Origin of the sequence: uncultured Massilia sp., assembly GCF_913773735.1 — a bacterium.
Taxonomy (GTDB): Bacteria; Pseudomonadota; Gammaproteobacteria; order Burkholderiales; family Burkholderiaceae_D; genus Telluria.
Window position 1 is genome coordinate 35,596 of the sequence record NZ_CAJYEB010000025.1, and the last position, 14,032, is coordinate 49,627.

Annotated in this window: 18 protein-coding genes; 4 read left to right on the plus strand and 14 right to left on the minus strand. The window is 66.7% G+C overall.

Translation table 11 applies throughout. The annotated features are described in order from the left end of the window. Positions 1-15: 15 nt before the first annotated feature. Positions 16-930, minus strand: coding sequence for a LysR family transcriptional regulator (locus QZ749_RS12900; protein ID WP_296947423.1), 915 nt, complete (start codon positions 928-930; stop codon positions 16-18). A 145-nt stretch (positions 931-1,075) separates the two neighbouring features. Between QZ749_RS12900 and QZ749_RS12905 the strand changes: the two genes are divergently transcribed. After that, a complete protein-coding gene (locus tag QZ749_RS12905; protein ID WP_296947425.1) occupies positions 1,076-1,636 on the plus strand; it encodes a carboxymuconolactone decarboxylase family protein in 561 nt (186 codons plus the stop codon). A gap of 271 nt (positions 1,637-1,907) precedes the next feature. On the opposite strand, the gene QZ749_RS12910 is transcribed toward QZ749_RS12905, so the two are convergent. The 4 genes from QZ749_RS12910 to QZ749_RS12925 are packed head-to-tail and all read right to left on the minus strand — an operon-like array spanning position 1,908 to position 4,469. After that, the gene (locus QZ749_RS12910; RefSeq protein WP_296947428.1) at positions 1,908-2,195 is read right to left on the minus strand and encodes a pentapeptide MXKDX repeat protein; all 288 of its coding nucleotides are present in this window, start codon (positions 2,193-2,195) and stop codon (positions 1,908-1,910) included. 56 nt (positions 2,196-2,251) lie between these two features. Next, entirely contained in the window at positions 2,252-3,034 is a 783-nt protein-coding gene (locus tag QZ749_RS12915; RefSeq protein WP_296947430.1) for a molybdopterin-dependent oxidoreductase, read from the minus strand. Between the two features lie 20 nt (positions 3,035-3,054). Further along, positions 3,055-3,651 carry a cytochrome b/b6 domain-containing protein gene (locus QZ749_RS12920; protein ID WP_296947432.1) on the minus strand — a complete coding sequence of 199 codons (597 nt, stop codon included), beginning with the start codon at positions 3,649-3,651 and terminating at the stop codon, positions 3,055-3,057. After that, positions 3,648-4,469 (minus strand): DUF1223 domain-containing protein, encoded by an 822-nt coding sequence (locus tag QZ749_RS12925; protein ID WP_296947435.1) that lies wholly within the window; start codon positions 4,467-4,469, stop codon positions 3,648-3,650. The genes QZ749_RS12920 and QZ749_RS12925 overlap by 4 nt, the downstream gene beginning before the upstream one ends. Positions 4,470-4,661: 192 nt before the next feature. Between QZ749_RS12925 and QZ749_RS12930 the strand changes: the two genes are divergently transcribed. Both QZ749_RS12930 and QZ749_RS12935 read left to right on the plus strand, forming a co-directional pair. Then, entirely contained in the window at positions 4,662-5,492 is an 831-nt protein-coding gene (locus QZ749_RS12930; protein WP_307726663.1) for a DUF1109 domain-containing protein, read from the plus strand. Between the two features lie 55 nt (positions 5,493-5,547). Continuing rightward, positions 5,548-6,111 carry a sigma-70 family RNA polymerase sigma factor gene (locus QZ749_RS12935; RefSeq protein WP_296947955.1) on the plus strand — a complete coding sequence of 188 codons (564 nt, stop codon included), beginning with the start codon at positions 5,548-5,550 and terminating at the stop codon, positions 6,109-6,111. Positions 6,112-6,126: 15 nt separating this feature from the next. Here QZ749_RS12935 and QZ749_RS12940 read toward each other — a convergent pair whose 3' ends face one another. Together QZ749_RS12940 and QZ749_RS12945 are read right to left on the minus strand one after the other, a co-directional pair. Then, positions 6,127-7,305, minus strand: coding sequence for a beta-propeller fold lactonase family protein (locus QZ749_RS12940; protein WP_296947437.1), 1,179 nt, complete (start codon positions 7,303-7,305; stop codon positions 6,127-6,129). 128 nt (positions 7,306-7,433) lie between these two features. Next, positions 7,434-8,357 (minus strand): LysR family transcriptional regulator, encoded by a 924-nt coding sequence (locus QZ749_RS12945; RefSeq protein ID WP_296947440.1) that lies wholly within the window; start codon positions 8,355-8,357, stop codon positions 7,434-7,436. Positions 8,358-8,440: 83 nt separating this feature from the next. Between QZ749_RS12945 and QZ749_RS12950 the strand changes: the two genes are divergently transcribed. Next, positions 8,441-9,148, plus strand: coding sequence for an SDR family NAD(P)-dependent oxidoreductase (locus QZ749_RS12950; protein WP_296947442.1), 708 nt, complete (start codon positions 8,441-8,443; stop codon positions 9,146-9,148). 285 nt (positions 9,149-9,433) lie between these two features. Here QZ749_RS12950 and QZ749_RS12955 read toward each other — a convergent pair whose 3' ends face one another. The 7 genes from QZ749_RS12955 to QZ749_RS12985 all read right to left on the minus strand — a co-directional run bounded on the left by QZ749_RS12955 (position 9,434) and on the right by QZ749_RS12985 (position 13,983). Continuing rightward, on the minus strand, positions 9,434-9,595 hold the full coding sequence (locus QZ749_RS12955; protein ID WP_296947444.1) for a hypothetical protein: 162 nt from the start codon (positions 9,593-9,595) through the stop codon (positions 9,434-9,436). Then, on the minus strand, positions 9,595-10,317 hold the full coding sequence (locus QZ749_RS12960) for an SDR family oxidoreductase (RefSeq protein ID WP_296947446.1): 723 nt from the start codon (positions 10,315-10,317) through the stop codon (positions 9,595-9,597). The genes QZ749_RS12955 and QZ749_RS12960 overlap by 1 nt, the downstream gene beginning before the upstream one ends. A 58-nt stretch (positions 10,318-10,375) precedes the next feature. Further along, positions 10,376-11,047 carry a peroxiredoxin-like family protein gene (locus tag QZ749_RS12965; RefSeq protein ID WP_296947448.1) on the minus strand — a complete coding sequence of 224 codons (672 nt, stop codon included), beginning with the start codon at positions 11,045-11,047 and terminating at the stop codon, positions 10,376-10,378. Then, the gene (locus QZ749_RS12970) at positions 11,044-11,520 is read right to left on the minus strand and encodes an alpha/beta fold hydrolase (protein WP_296947451.1); all 477 of its coding nucleotides are present in this window, start codon (positions 11,518-11,520) and stop codon (positions 11,044-11,046) included. Before QZ749_RS12970 ends, QZ749_RS12965 begins: the two co-directional genes overlap by 4 nt. Positions 11,521-11,850: 330 nt before the next feature. Continuing rightward, on the minus strand, positions 11,851-12,483 hold the full coding sequence (locus QZ749_RS12975) for a glutathione S-transferase family protein (RefSeq protein ID WP_296947455.1): 633 nt from the start codon (positions 12,481-12,483) through the stop codon (positions 11,851-11,853). A gap of 47 nt (positions 12,484-12,530) precedes the next feature. After that, on the minus strand, positions 12,531-13,370 hold the full coding sequence (locus QZ749_RS12980; protein ID WP_296947457.1) for an enoyl-CoA hydratase/isomerase family protein: 840 nt from the start codon (positions 13,368-13,370) through the stop codon (positions 12,531-12,533). A 79-nt stretch (positions 13,371-13,449) separates the two neighbouring features. Continuing rightward, complete coding sequence (locus QZ749_RS12985) at positions 13,450-13,983, minus strand: carboxymuconolactone decarboxylase family protein (protein ID WP_296947459.1); 534 nt, start codon at positions 13,981-13,983, stop codon at positions 13,450-13,452. Between the last annotated feature and the right edge of the window lie 49 nt (positions 13,984-14,032).

The following is a 14,032-nucleotide window of genomic DNA, read 5'->3' on the forward strand; positions in this document are numbered from 1 at the left end:
AGCAAGGCGCCGACGTTACTCGGGCGCCTCCTCGGCCGCCGTTTCCTGGACCATGATGTCTTGCACGAAGGCCGTGAATGCGCGGGCTTTCGCGCTGGCCAGGCGTCCGGACGGATAGACTGCCCACAAGTCGATGGTCGGCAAGGACCACTCGGGCAGCAGCTGCTCGACCGCGCCGCTGGCCAATTCGGGCGCGAACATCCACTCCGACACGATCGCCACGCCGACGCCGCCACAGACGGCCGCACGTACGCCTTCCGCCGCACTCACGCGCAAACGTCCCTTCACATTCACCGACAGCTCGGTGCTGTCGCGTTCGAACGACCATGTCGTCGCGCCACCGGAATCGCTGAGGTAGACCACAGCCTCATGCTGCGCCAGGTCGGCCGGGATCCTTGGTACGCCGCGGTCGGCCAGATAGGTCGGCGCAGCGACGACCATGCGGCGCCCCGTCGCGATTCGTCGTGCCGTCATCGACGAGTCTCCCAGGTTGCCCATCCGCAGAGCCACGTCGATGCCATTCTCGAGCAAGTCGATCTGGCGGTCGTCGAGCATGATCTCGACTTCCAGCGCGGGATGGCGATCGAGGAAGCACTTGATGTGCGGGATAATGTGCAATCGGGCGAAGGTGACAGCGGCGCAGACGCGGAGCTTGCCGACAAGGTCGGCGTTGACGCCACGCGCGGCGCCATCGGCTTCGTCGACCATGGCAATTGCTCGTTTGGCGGATTCGTAATAGGCCTGACCCGCTTCGGTCGTGGTCAAGCCGCGCGTCGAACGCAGCAGCAAACGCGTTTGCAGCCGTTCTTCCAACTGGGCGATGGCCTTGGACACCGCCGGCTGGCCGACGTCGAGGCGGCGTGCTGCCGCCGAAAACGAGCCTGTCTCGACGGTGCAGACGAAGGTTTCCATCAAAGTCAGTCGATCCATCTGATTCCTTTTTCAATACGGCGACGTGCCTGCTCGGCATTCCGAGCAGGAATGGATTATATGCGTGCAACCTGTCTACCCTGCGGGTCCATTGGCGGCGATGATTCATCTACCGCAACGCCACCGAACCAAGAGGAGCACGATCATGAGCACGTTCACCGTCTATACCCAGCACAACGCACCGGAAGCGGCGAAGCCGATCCTCGGCGACGTCAAGCAGGCCTTCGGCTTCGTGCCGAACCTGCAGGCCAGCATGGCCGAATCGCCGGAACTGCTGGCCGGCTATACTGCCCTGTGGGACCTGTTCGCCAAGAGCAGCCTGACCCCGCACGAGCAGCAGGTCGTCTACCTGACCGCGAACTTCGAGCACGCCTGCCACTACTGCATGGCGGGCCACACCACACTGGCCAAGATGGTCAAGATGGACGCTGGCGTGATCGCCGCGCTGCGCGCCGGCACCACGCTGCCGGACGCCAGGCTGGAAGCGTTGCACCGCTTCGCGACGCTGGTGGTGCGCGAGCGCGGCTTCGTGCCGGAAGCCGACGTCGAGGCCTTCCTGGCCGCCGGCTACACCCGCCGCAACGTGCTCGAGGTCGTGCTGGGCGTGGCCACCAAGGTGATGAGCAACTACACGAATCACCTGGTCGATACCCAGCTGGACAAATTCATGGCTGGCAATGAATGGACCAAGCCGGCGCCATACTGAACCGAACGTGGCGGGCGCATGCCCGCGCTTCCCTTGGCTAACGACTCCACAGGCAACGACATGCGTCTCCATCCAGCCGTCCTCGGCTCCGCGACATCCGTCTCCGACAGCGCAGGACCGCAAACCCGCGCCATTATCGCGTATGTCGCCGTGACCGCGGCCGCCATCGCGTGCGTTCTTTTTATCGCGGCGGTCCTGGGGGGACGCGTGGCATGACGGGCGCCGATCCGGGCCAGGCGGTCCGGATCGTCATTCAACGTCGAGCGGTCGATCAATGGCCCATCGCGCGCTTGCCCATCCCGTCCTTCTTCATGTCGTCCTTGCCCATGGCGTCTTTTTTCACGCCATCCTTCGCCATCGCATCGCCGCCCATCGCCTCCGTCTTCGTGGCGTCCTTGCCCATGGCATCCTTGTTCGCCGGCTTCTTCATGCCGTTCTTGGCCATGGCATCGTGGCTCATTTGATCCTTCTTCATGGTGTCCTTCTTCATGGCATCCTGGGCAAAGGCGGTGCCCGACAACAGGGACGCAGCGATCAGGGTGGCGGCAAATGCTTTCATGGTATTTCCTTTCTGGTGGATACAACGGTGGGGGTGGTGCGGACAGGGTTCGGCGCTCAACTGCCGCCGAACCAGTTGTAACCCTGGTCTTCCCAGTAACCTCCGGGATAGGTATTGGTCACGAAGATGGCCTGGATGTGCTTCGGGTTTTTGTAGCCCAGCTTGGTCGGCATGCGCAATTTCATCGGATAGCCGTAGCGCGGCGGCAGCGTCCGGCCGTCGTAGGTCAGGGCCATCAGCGTTTGCGGGTGCAACGCGGTCGCCATGTCGATGCTGGTGAAGTAATCGTCGGCGCACTTGAAGCCGACATATCTGGCGCCGAGGTCGGCACCGACGCGGCGCAGGAAGTGCGCGAAGGGCACGCCGCCCCACTTGCCGATGGCGCTCCAGCCCTCCACGCAGATGTGGCGCGTGACCTGCGATTGCTGCGGCATGGCGCGCAGCTCGGCCAGTGTCCACGGCTTGCGGTCGGCGATCAGCCCGGACAGCTCGAGGCGCCAGGCATCGCCGTCGACGACGCGCACCTCGTCCTCGCCGTAGTAGGCATTGAACGGGAAGGGACGCGTGATCATGCTGTCCGGATAGGTAGGCGCCAGGCGCGTCGGGTCGAACACGAAGGCCTGGACGCGGTCATTGAAACGCGAGATCGACGCGAGCGCGCGCTCGATGCTTTCCTGGTTGTCGGGCGTGCAGCCGGTCAACAGGCCCAGGCCGCCGAGCGTCAGGCTGCGCTGCAGGAAGGCGCGGCGCGATGGCTGCTCGACGCGCTTGATCGCATCGGCGAGCATCGCCGCGCCGTCTTCGGGCACGACGATGGTACGTGGTTTAAAAACTGTCATGTCCTTGTCCTCGATCGAATTCAGCGGCCGCGCAGCATGGCGACCAGGGTACGCGGCACCAGGGCGACCATGGCCACGTGCACGACGATGAAGCCGCACAGGCCGGCCATGGCGAAGAAATGCACCCGGCGCGCGCCTTCGTAGCCGCCGAGCAGCGTGCGCAGCAGCGGAAACTGCACCGACTTCCACAGCACCAGGCCGGACAGCACGAGCACGACACTGTCGACCATGACGAACACATAGGCCAGTTTTTGCACGCTGTTGTAATGGCGCGGGTCGGCGTGCGACAGCCGTCCGCGCAACGCGGCGATGAAGTCGTTCAGCACCTGGCGCGGCGGGATGGGGAAGAACTGGCGGCGCAGGCGGCCGGTGGCCAGGTTGAGCGCGAGATAGACGAGGCCGTTCACGACCAGCAGCCACATCGCCGCGAAATGCCAGGCGATCGCGCCGCCCAGCCAGCCGCCCAGCGTCAGGTTGGCGGGGATGGCGAAACCGAGGAAGCCGGTGGCGTCGTAGATGCGCCAGCCGCTGGTGACCAGCACCAGCACGGCGGCCACGTTGAGCCAGTGGCCGATACGCAGCCAGGCCGGATGGATGATCGCGTGTGAATCCTTCATGGGAGCCTCCCGGCGTGGGCGATGGGTGTCGTACAAGTGGCGGTATCGACCGCCTGCAATACGTGGGCGTCGTCGTCCTGGACGAAGGCGAGTGCCTGCAGGCTTTTGCGGCGCCACTGCGGCGGCAGGGCCAGGTTGCGGTGCACCTCGGCCTGCCCCAGGGTGAACGCGACGGGCCCGAGCCAGAAGCGCGCCGTATCGTCGTGGTGCAGGCTCACGCCGCGGTTCTCGCCGCGGCGTACCTGGCTGGACAGGCCGCTTTCGGTGACGGCGACGTACAGCTTGCCGGCCGCATGCGGATCGGCGAGACGCGCCAGCACGTCCAGGCGCAAGCCGCCCTCAGGGCCCGTGGCCGACGTGGTCTTGAGTGCGATCGATGCGGCCGCAGGCCGGGCGTTGATGCGCTGGATCGTGGCGGTCAGCATGCCTTGCCAGTCACGCAGTTCGTCGCCGTTGACGAAGAACTGCGGCGTGTAGGCGACCCGGGCGCGGCGCTGGTCGAGCAGCGCGCGCTGACGCGCATCGAACGCGGGCTGCGCAAAAGGATCGTGCCAGCCCAGGCCGTCCCAGTAGGTCACGTGCAGGCCGACCGGAACGACGAGGGCGCCTGCCGGCAACTGGCTGCGCAGGGCGCGCAACCGCCGATCGGCGGGCGGGCAGCTCGAGCAGCCTTCGCTGGTGTACAGCTCGACCAGGGCGGCGGTCCCCGGGCCGCTTCGGACTTCGCAGATCGCAGCGGCACGGGCCGGCGGCGCCGGCCAGGCGGCTGCCAGCAGTACGGCGCCGGCAAGCGCTGCGGTGTAACGCACAATAATCATAGAGGATCGCTCGTTTGGGGATGACGCTGGATAATTCGCGCCGATCGGGATGCCGGTTACATGCAACGACAAGTTTTTTCCGAACCGGCAGGCCGAGCGGCCCGTCACCATGTCCGGCGACCAGGACATTCCACCCAGGAATCGTCGCTATTCCTGCATGGCGTGTTCCCTCGCGAGCCGGCAGGCATCACCATGATGGCACTGCCTGCCGATGGTCTACGCACCCGCGCGGCCCATGCTCTAATACGGGCCCAGCCGGCGTTCGGTTACACCCTCCAGCATGTCTTGCGCATTTTCGCGGGGCCGTGTAACCGGCATGCGCCGGGCGACGAACTAAGAAGGGATGTACCGGCATGCTGCCGGTATCTCATGAGGAATGGCATGAAAACGGATGATTTGGTAGCGATGCTGGCGACCGGTATCGACGCGGTCGACCCGCGCGCGGTGGAAAAGCGCTTTGCGCTGGCGCTGGCCGTCGGCCTGTCCGGCGCGGGCATCCTGATGGTTGCGCTGCTGGGCGTGCGTCCCGACCTGGCCCAGGTCGCGATGACCGGCATCTTCTGGCTCAAGCTGGCGTTTCCCGCTGCCGCGCTGGGCGCGACGCTGTCGGTCACGATGAACCTGGCGCGGCCCGGACGCAGCGCGGGCGCCGGCTGGCTATTGTCGGCCGCCATCCTGGCAGCGCTCTGGATCGGCGCCGGCGCCATCCTGATCGCCGCGCCGCCGGCCATGCGCCCTCATTTGATTCTCGGCGATACCTGGCGGGTCTGCACGTTGTGCGTGACGGTCCTGTCCTTGCCGGCGTTTTGCGCGGTGTTCTGGGCGCTGCGCGGCCTTGCGCCGACCAAGCCGCACCAGGCAGGCGCCGCCGCCGGCTTGCTGGCCGGCGCGCAGGGCCTGCTCGTGTACTGCCTGCATTGCCCGGAAATGACGTTGCCGTTCTGGGGTGTCTGGTACCTGCTCGGCATGCTGGCGCCGGCGGCGCTGGGTGCGCTCCTCGGTCGGATCCTGCTGCGGTGGTGAGCCCGACCATCGAGCACAGGAAGAACGTTTGAACCACACCGAACCCACGGCACAGATGCAAGATACCGGACCACGATCTCCCCTCGAGGAGCAACTGCAAGCCTTGCTGTTGGCGGGCCTGAATGGTGATGCGCGCGCCTATCGCCAATTCCTGGAGGAGTTGACCAAACGGTTGCGTGCCTTCCTGCGGCGGCGCCTGTTCGACATGCAGGACCAGGTCGAAGACATCGTGCAGGAGACCCTGCTGGCGGTGCACAATGCGCGCCTGACCTACCGGCGCGGCCAGCCGGTGACCGCCTGGGTGTATGCGATCGCACGTTACAAGCTGATGGATTTCCTGCGTGCGCGCATGCGCCACGATGCGCTCAACGATCCGCTGGAGGATGCGCAGGCGCTGTTCGAAGAGTCGGCCGAGCAGGCCAGCGACGCGCGTCGCGACGTCGCCGCCTTGCTCGAGGCGCTGCCGGACCGCCAACGCCTGCCGATCGAGATGGTGAAACTGCAGGGCTTGTCCGTGGCCGAAACCGCCAGCCGCACCGGCATGTCGGAATCGGCCGTGAAGGTCGGCGTGCACCGCGGATTGAAGGCCTTGGCAGCCCGTATCCGCGGTGAGCGCTGAGCCCCCGGCGTTGGCTCAAATGCCCGCAGCGCCTTGCAGGCCGATGCCCGACCGGGTGCCTGCCGGCTGTTCGCTCATGCGGGCGAGCGAACCGTCGGTGCCGATCTTGTACACGACGATCTTGTCGTTGCCGGCATAGTCCTGGTAAAGGTACTTGCCGTCCGGGCTGATCCAGGCATCGGCGGCGAAGCTGGATGCCCCGGCCTTGACGCCCGGCTCTGCGGCGGCAGTCGCATTGACCAGCGTGAGCTTGCCGGTCGCGTCGAGCGCGAACTGGGAGACCGTGCCGCCGCCGTTGCTGACATAGACGAATCGGTTGTCCGGCGTGATCGCGACCCAGCACGGCGCCATCTGGCCGGCGACCTTGACCGGTCCACGCAATGCGGAGAACGCGCCGCCCGCGCTGAAGCTGTACGAGGTGGCGGTCGTGCCGGCCGCATCGGCGGTCACATAGGTGCCGGCCTGGTCGCCATGCCCGAACACGCCGCCGAACGGACCGACGCCGACCGTGGCCGAGCTCACGGCCTTGCCCAGCGTGCCGTCGCCATTGATCGGGTAGGCCAGCAGCGTGTTGCCCGGCGTGGCCGGCGTGAGTGCGCTCAGGAAGCCGTTCACGACCACGTACTTGCGATCCGGGCTGATCGATACCTCGGTCGGCAGCGCGTCCTGTTGCAGGACCGGATACTGTCCGAGTGCCGTCAGCTTGCCGTCGTCGCCGACCCGGTAGGCGCCCAGCTCGTTCGCGCCGCGCTGGTGCGTCACGTACAACACGCCGTTGGTGAACGCCAGCGAGGTCGGCTGGATGCCGCCGGTCGGCGACACCGCCTGCAGCGCCAGGCTGCCCGCCCGAGCGATCGAGAACACGCTGACCGTGTTGTCGCCCGCGTTGGCCACGAACAGCCGGCGGCCATCGTCGGAGACCACGACGCTGTGGTTGCTGGTCAGCGCGTCCGGCCCAACGGTATTGCCCATGAAGTAGTTGACGCCGTTGGTGCCTTTGCCGCCGGTACCGACGGGCGCTTGCGGCACGAGCGAGCCGTCGGCATTGCGCAGGTAGTGCAGGACCATGTTGTTCGTGTCGTTCGTCTGCGCGAACAACCGGGCGACCGGCGCCGCCGCCGCGTGGTCGTCGCTGCCGCCACAGGCCGCGAGAAGGACGGCAACCGCGGCCGCTACTGCAAAGTGCTTGCTCATTGAACTCTCCACTGAGTTGCATCTGGCCTGCACCGGGGATGGACAAGCCTGCCGTGGACTGCACGCGCTGCCGTGTCGCGATGGCTGCTGCAGATCCAGTGAATAGTTCGCCGCGGCGCGCGCCGCGGTTACAGAGCGGCGAGTTTTTCGGTCATGGCGATGACGAAATCGAGGAAGGCCCGCACACGGGCCGGCATGTGGTGTCGCGACGGGTAGTACGCGTACACCGGAAACACGTCGTCGGGCCAGTCCGCGAACAGTTCCACCAGGCGGCCATCGGCCATGTAGGGTTCGACGCCCAGCGTCATGACCTGCGCGATCGCCTCGCCCGCCAGGCAGATGCCATGCATCGTGGCGACGTCGTTGACGGTGAGGCGTCCCGCGACATCGACCTTGACCGTCCTGCGCCGGCGCTTGAACTCCCACTCGAAGGGGCGTCCGGTCTCCGGATCCCGGTATCGTATGCAGGTATGCGCTGTATTCGCGAGTTCCTCCGGCTTGGCGGGGCGTCCATAGCGTGCCAGATAGGCCGGCGCCGCGACGGTCAGGATCCGTGTTTCGAGCAGCTTGCGCGCGACCAGGCTGGACGGGCGCGGCACGCCGAAGCGGATCGCGAGGTCGAATCCATCCGCGACCATGTCGCCGAGTTGGTCGCGGCTGACGATTTCCACTTGCAGCTCCGGGTAGCGGGCGAGGAAATCGCCGAGGTGAGGCGCCAGCACGCGCTGGCAAAAGAACGGATCGGCATTGACACGCAAGCGCCCGTGCACGCGCGCGGCGCCTCCGAGTGCGGTCGACATGGCCTCTTCCAGCGCCGCCAGCAGCGGCATGACCTGGTCGAGCAGCCGCCGTCCGTCGTCGGTCAGCGTGACGGAGCGGGTCGTGCGGTCGAGCAGCCGGACGCCGACCCGGGTCTCGAGGCGCGCGACGGCGCGGCTGACACCGGATTGCGACATCCCGAGTACCTCGGCGGCAGCGCCGAAGCTGCCGCTGTCGACGATCGCCGACAGCACGCCCATTCCTGCGAGAAGGTGTTGGTCAGGATTCTGCATTCATGATCCCTGGGCATAAATCAAATGCTGTCCATGTTATCGCCAAATGAATCGCGTGGCGCGACAATGCGGCCGTCAGATCCATGGAGAATCGCATGAACCAACAGAACACTGCACTCATCATCGGCGCTTCCCGCGGCCTGGGATGGGGGCTGGCGCGCGAATACCTGCGGCGTGGGTGGCGCGTGGTCGCCACCGTCCGCGCCGGCAGCCAGGACACGCCGCTGCACGCCCTGCGCAACGACCATCAGGACCTCGAGATCGAGGTGCTCGACATCACGCTGCCGGACCAGATCGCGGCCTTGCGCGCGCGCTGCGCCGGGCGCCGTTTCGACCTCATGTTCGTCAATGCCGGCGTGAGCAACGATCCGAGCGAGCGCATCGGCGACGTATCGAACGACGAGTTCATGCGCGTCATGCTGACCAATACCCTGTCGCCGATGCGCGTGGTGGAACGGCTGGGCGACCTGGTGGGCAACAACGGCACCATCGCCCTGATGTCGTCGGAGCTCGGCAGCGTGGCGGCCAACGTCGACGGCGGCTGGGAAGCCTATCGCGCCAGCAAGGCTGCCCTGAACTCGCTGATGCGTTCGTGGGTGGCCCGCCACCAGGGCGACAGCCGCAGCGTCTTCGTCGTGGCGCCGGGATGGGTGCGCACGGAGATGGGCGGTGCCGACGCGCCGCTCGACATCGACACCAGCATCGCCGGTGTCGTCGATACCCTCGCGCGTCGCAGCGGCAGCGGCGGATTGGCCTACGTGAACTATCGCGACGAGGTCCTGCCCTGGTAAGGCGTTACGCCAGGCGCTCCATGAACGAACGCGACCATCGGGCGATCGCGTCGGCGCATTCATCCAGCGCGAGAGGCCCGGCGCGCAGCAAGCGGACCTCGGCACCCGCGACCTCGCGCGCATCGGCATGCGCCGCAGCCACGTCGAACGAGGGATCGCGGCATGGCGCTGCAGGTGCAACTGACGGACGAAGCCCATGATGACTTCGGCCAGGTGGTCGAAGGTGGCGTGAAACAGCCCGGGAGCCGGCGCCCGAGTGGCCGAAGCCCCGCAAGTCCGGCGCGATCAGCCGGTCGCTGCGGTACAGCCGCTGGAGCGGGGCGCGTACAGGCGCGAGGACGACGGAAAGCCGTGCAGCAGCAGGCCTGCCGGACCGTCCTGCGGACCGGCCTCGCGGTCGAACACGTCCAGGCCGTCGACCTGCGTCGTCGCATGGACGGTTTTCATCAGATCATCGCCTTGCCTACCGACGCGCCACCGTCGACGAACAGCGTCTGGCCGGTGATGAAGCCGGCGTCGTCGCTCAGCAGGAAGGCGACGGCTGCGGCGATCTCGTCCGGTTGGCCGAAGCGTCCCACCGGCACCGCATTCAGGTAGCGCCGTTCGCCTTCGCTGCCATGCGGGTTGTTCTTGCGGAACAGCGCGGTCTCGGTGGGACCGGGCGCGACCGCGTTGACGGTGATGCCGGCGGTGGCCAGTTCCAGCGCCCAGGTACGTGCGAACGTGATCAGTGCGGCCTTGGCGCCGGCGTAGGCGCTGCGCTCGGGCGTGCCAAGTACCGTCAGGCTGGCGATGTTGACGATGCGTCCCCAGCCTTGCGCGCGCATGTGGGGCAGGATCGCCTGCGCCGTCTGCACGGCAGGGCGCAGGTTCAGGGCGAGCACGGCATCCAGGTCGTCCAGCGCGATGTCGCCGAGCCTCTGGGGCCGCACCAGCCCGACGTTGTTCACCACGCCGTCGAAGCGGTACTGCGAGGTGAGACGGTCGAGGGTTGCGGCGGTGGTGGCGCGGTCGGCGAGGTCGACGGCAACCAGCGTGCCGGGAAAGTCCGGCCATTCCGTATTGCGCGCGAGGCCGACGACGCGATGTCCGGCGCGCGCGAGTCGCCCGGAGATCGCAAGGCCGATGCCCTGGCTGGCGCCGGTGACGAGGAAGGTTCGTTTGGTCATGGTGTGCTCCTGCAAAAGCGGACCGGCGCATGCCGGCCGCACGAGGTTCGTCGATGGATCAGGCGGTCGCCAGCAGGCGCTGCAGGACGGGCAGCATGCTGTCCGGCTCCGGGCGACGCGTGTAGTCGGGGTTGACCTCGGCGTAGGCGATGACGCCGTCCTGCTTGACGACGTAGCGGGCCGGCATCGGCAGCGTCCAGGCCGGGTCGTCGTTGAAGGCCGGCAGGTCGTTCTTCAGGTTCTTGTACAAGTCGACCAGGTAGTCCGGCAAGGCGAAGCGCAGGCCGAACGCGGCGGCGACATCGTTGTGCGTATCGCTCAGGATGGGAAAGTCGAGCTTGTTCTGGCGCTGCGACTTGCGGCTGTTGGCGGCGGTCTGCGGGGAAATCGCGACCAGGTTGGCGCCCAGCGCCTGGAATTGCGGCAGCGTCTCCTGCAGCGCCTGCAACTCGAAGTTGCAGTACGGGCACCAGACGCCGCGGTAGAAACTGATGATGAGCGGGCCCTTGGCCAGCAGGTCGGCCGACGACACCGGCTTGCCTTCCGGGTCGTTCAAGGTGAAGCTGGGGGCACGGTCGCCTGCCTTGAGCGCGCGGCCGGCCTGGCCGGAGGCGACCAGTTCGGCAGTCGCGCGTTCCATGATCGGATGGATGTCGGGCGGGGCGAAATAAGGGGCTTTGCCGCCTTTGAAGTCGGCTTTGAAGGCGTCGAGTCTGGCTTGCAGCGTCATGATGTGTTCTCCTGTCGGGGTGTGTGAAGCGTTTCGGTAAGACGGATGGTGACGGTCGCGGGAGGCCGGCGGTAGCCGCCTGGCCGGCATAGCCTGTATGCCGGCCGGGAATGGCCGGCCCAGGGCGCGGCCCGCGCGAGCAGGCGCCGGATCTCGGCCGCGATCGTGTCGACATGGGTCTCGAGTGCGAAGTGGCCGGTATCGAGCAGACGGACCTCGGCGTTCGGATTGTCGCGACGGAAGGCTGCGGCGCCCGGCGGAATGAAGAACGGATCGTTCTTGCCCCAGATGACGAGGGTCTGCACCTGCGTCGACTGGAAGAACTGCTGGAATACCGGATACAGCGCGAGGTTGTTGGCGTAGTCGAGGAACAGGTCGAGCTGGATGTCGGCGTTGCCGGGGCGTTGCATCAGCGCCGCGTCCAGGTGATACGCTTCCGGCGCCACGCTTGCGGGATCGGCGACGCCGTGCACGTACTGCCACTTCGTGCCGTCCAGCGTCAGCGCGTCGCGCAGGGCATCGCGGTTTTCGACGCTGGCATCGTTCCAGTACGCCTGGATCGGCGCCCAGGCGTCGCCGAGGCCCTCCAGGCAGGCGTTGCCGTTCTAGGTCGCGGAACATGTGCGACGACGATGGAAAGCCGTGCAGCAGCAGCAGGGCGGGCGGGCGCGTCGGCAGGGCCGGCTTCGCGATAAACCACGTCGACGCCATCTGCGGCGGTCGCATGGATGGTCGGACGGCGAGACTGGGTGTCAATCGACAGGATGGTCCCCTTGAAGTGAGTGAAACGATGTATGCCGTGGTCAGGTGGCCGGCACGAGCGCTTCGACGCGCGTGATGGCGCGTTGTACGGCCGGACGCTGCGACATCCTGTCGAACCAGCGTGCGACGTGCGGGCTTGCGTCGAGATCGACGCCGGCAAAGGCGCGCCGCCAGATCCAGCCGAAGTGCGCGATGTCGGCAATCGAGTACGCGTCGCCGGCGACGAATTCGCGCCTGGCCAGCACGCCGTCGAGCAGTCCCAGCGTACGCAGGGCTTCCCCATGGAAGCGTTGGATCGCGTGCGGCAACACCTCAGGCGCGAGCTTCTGGAAATAGCCGGCCTGACCGAACGCCGGACTGATCGCGGACGCGTGGAAGAACAGCTGCTCGAAGACGCGGGCGCGCGCCTCGCCGGCCGCTGGCAACAACGTCCCGTGCCGTTCGGCCAGATAGACCAGGATCGCGGCCGATTCGGTCAGCGACATCGATAGCCCACTTTCCAGCACCGTCAGCACGGGTACTTTGGCGTTCGGGTTGCGTGCGACGAACTGCGAGGATCGTTGTTCGCCCTTGCGGACGTTCACGGCGTGCAGTTCGTAGTCGAGACCCAGCTCTTCCAGGGCGATGACGGGTTTGATGCTGTTGGGCGTGGCGAAAGCGTGGAGCTGGTACATGGCATGTCCTTTGGATGAGGTGAGGCCGGCGCATGCCGGCCCGTTCATTATTGTTTGGCGGCCTTCATCGACTTGGCCAGTGCGGCGGCGCTCCCGCCTTCGAGGCTCAGGCCGTAGCCGGTCTGCTGGATCAGCGCGAGCTTGATCGGCTGGATGAACAAGGTGCGGGTGTCGCGCCGCGTGACTTCCGGCTTGGCGAGGTAGCGCGCGGCCAGCTCGCGCGCCTTGGTGACGGCCTGGCCATCCGGAACCACGTCGGACACCAGCCCGTAGTCCCTGGCCTGGGCCGCGGTGAACGGCTTCGGGTCGAGCAGCAGGGCTTCGGCACGCGTCGGACCCATGCGGTAGGACCAGGTCGTGAAGATGCCGTCGCCCGGAACGATGCCGCCGGCGAAGTGCGGGGCGTCGTCGAAGGTGGCGCCGGCGCCGGCCACGATCACGTTGGCCAGGGCGCAGTACTCGGTGTGGACCCAGCCCTTGCCCTCGACCGCGCAGATCATCGGGACGCGGATGTTGGCGATGTTTTCGACGATTTGCGTGCCTTCGTCATGCACCTTGGACCAGACATCGGGGTCGCTCACGTCCCCAAAGGAGGCGAAGTCGATGTCGCCCATCCATTGGCCGCCCTTGCCGGTCAGGATGACGATCTTGTTATCGCGGTCGCGGCTGATGCGATAGAAGGCGTCGACGAAGGCTTCGTGGGCCTTGGCGGTGAACGTGAACGGTCCGCCGCCCGTGTTCATCTCGACCAGCAGGACGCCCTGGGCGTCGCGCGTCATGCGCATGTCGTCGGTCTGGGTGAAGTAGGCCGGATCGGCGGCGTGGGCCAGGCTGGTCATGCCGGCGGCGGCGGCGAGGGCGGCGGCGAGCGTACGCAAGGTATGCATGGATGTTCTCTCTCGGTATCTGGTCGGGGGGGGCATGCTCGAGCCGTCCGCCATGCGCCGACGGCTCGCAGGCGATGCTTTACAGGGCCGGCGCGGCAGGGAAGTCGACCGGGACCTGGGTCAGTGCATGCAGGTAATTGGTGATAATCTTGTCGCCGATGACCATCACGGCGTCGACCAGCTGGCCTTCGGTATAGCCGGCAGCGAAAAACGCATCGACGAGCGCCGGCTCGGCGTGGCCACGGCGTTCGGTGGCGCTCTTGACCAGGCGGGCCAGGGCGTCGAGCTTGGCGTCGAAGGGCGCGCCGCCCTTGCGGATCGCCATGATCTGGTCCGGGGTGAAGCCGACCATGCCGCCCAGCGCGGTGTGCGCCGCGAGGCAGTACGCGCATTCGTTGACCTGGCTGACCACCAGGTTGATGACTTCGCGCTCTTTCTGGTTCAGTGAGCTCTTGCCGTTCTGCAGGGCCAGGTAGTTGCCCAATGCGTGCTCGGAGTACGCCAGCGTGGCGTACAGATTGGGCACCATGCCCAGGCCTTTCTGCAGTTTTTCGAAGATGGCCTGGTTGGCGGGGGAGACGGTGGCGGCGGTCGGGATGGTGAAGGTTTTCATGATTCGTCCTTTGTGCTTGCTGTCGTTGAGGTGTGTTGCGACAGGACGA

Coding starts and splice junctions, on each gene's coding strand:
- QZ749_RS12900 (WP_296947423.1), bottom strand. CDS start 930: ATGGATCGACTGACTTTGATGGAAACCTTCGTCTGCACCGTCGAGACA.
- QZ749_RS12905 (WP_296947425.1), top strand. CDS start 1,076: ATGAGCACGTTCACCGTCTATACCCAGCACAACGCACCGGAAGCGGCG.
- QZ749_RS12910 (WP_296947428.1), bottom strand. CDS start 2,195: ATGAAAGCATTTGCCGCCACCCTGATCGCTGCGTCCCTGTTGTCGGGC.
- QZ749_RS12915 (WP_296947430.1), bottom strand. CDS start 3,034: ATGACAGTTTTTAAACCACGTACCATCGTCGTGCCCGAAGACGGCGCG.
- QZ749_RS12920 (WP_296947432.1), bottom strand. CDS start 3,651: ATGAAGGATTCACACGCGATCATCCATCCGGCCTGGCTGCGTATCGGC.
- QZ749_RS12925 (WP_296947435.1), bottom strand. CDS start 4,469: ATGATTATTGTGCGTTACACCGCAGCGCTTGCCGGCGCCGTACTGCTG.
- QZ749_RS12930 (WP_307726663.1), top strand. CDS start 4,662: ATGATGGCACTGCCTGCCGATGGTCTACGCACCCGCGCGGCCCATGCT.
- QZ749_RS12935 (WP_296947955.1), top strand. CDS start 5,548: ATGCAAGATACCGGACCACGATCTCCCCTCGAGGAGCAACTGCAAGCC.
- QZ749_RS12940 (WP_296947437.1), bottom strand. CDS start 7,305: ATGAGCAAGCACTTTGCAGTAGCGGCCGCGGTTGCCGTCCTTCTCGCG.
- QZ749_RS12945 (WP_296947440.1), bottom strand. CDS start 8,357: ATGCAGAATCCTGACCAACACCTTCTCGCAGGAATGGGCGTGCTGTCG.
- QZ749_RS12950 (WP_296947442.1), top strand. CDS start 8,441: ATGGAGAATCGCATGAACCAACAGAACACTGCACTCATCATCGGCGCT.
- QZ749_RS12955 (WP_296947444.1), bottom strand. CDS start 9,595: ATGAAAACCGTCCATGCGACGACGCAGGTCGACGGCCTGGACGTGTTC.
- QZ749_RS12960 (WP_296947446.1), bottom strand. CDS start 10,317: ATGACCAAACGAACCTTCCTCGTCACCGGCGCCAGCCAGGGCATCGGC.
- QZ749_RS12965 (WP_296947448.1), bottom strand. CDS start 11,047: ATGACGCTGCAAGCCAGACTCGACGCCTTCAAAGCCGACTTCAAAGGC.
- QZ749_RS12975 (WP_296947455.1), bottom strand. CDS start 12,483: ATGTACCAGCTCCACGCTTTCGCCACGCCCAACAGCATCAAACCCGTC.
- QZ749_RS12980 (WP_296947457.1), bottom strand. CDS start 13,370: ATGCATACCTTGCGTACGCTCGCCGCCGCCCTCGCCGCCGCCGCCGGC.
- QZ749_RS12985 (WP_296947459.1), bottom strand. CDS start 13,983: ATGAAAACCTTCACCATCCCGACCGCCGCCACCGTCTCCCCCGCCAAC.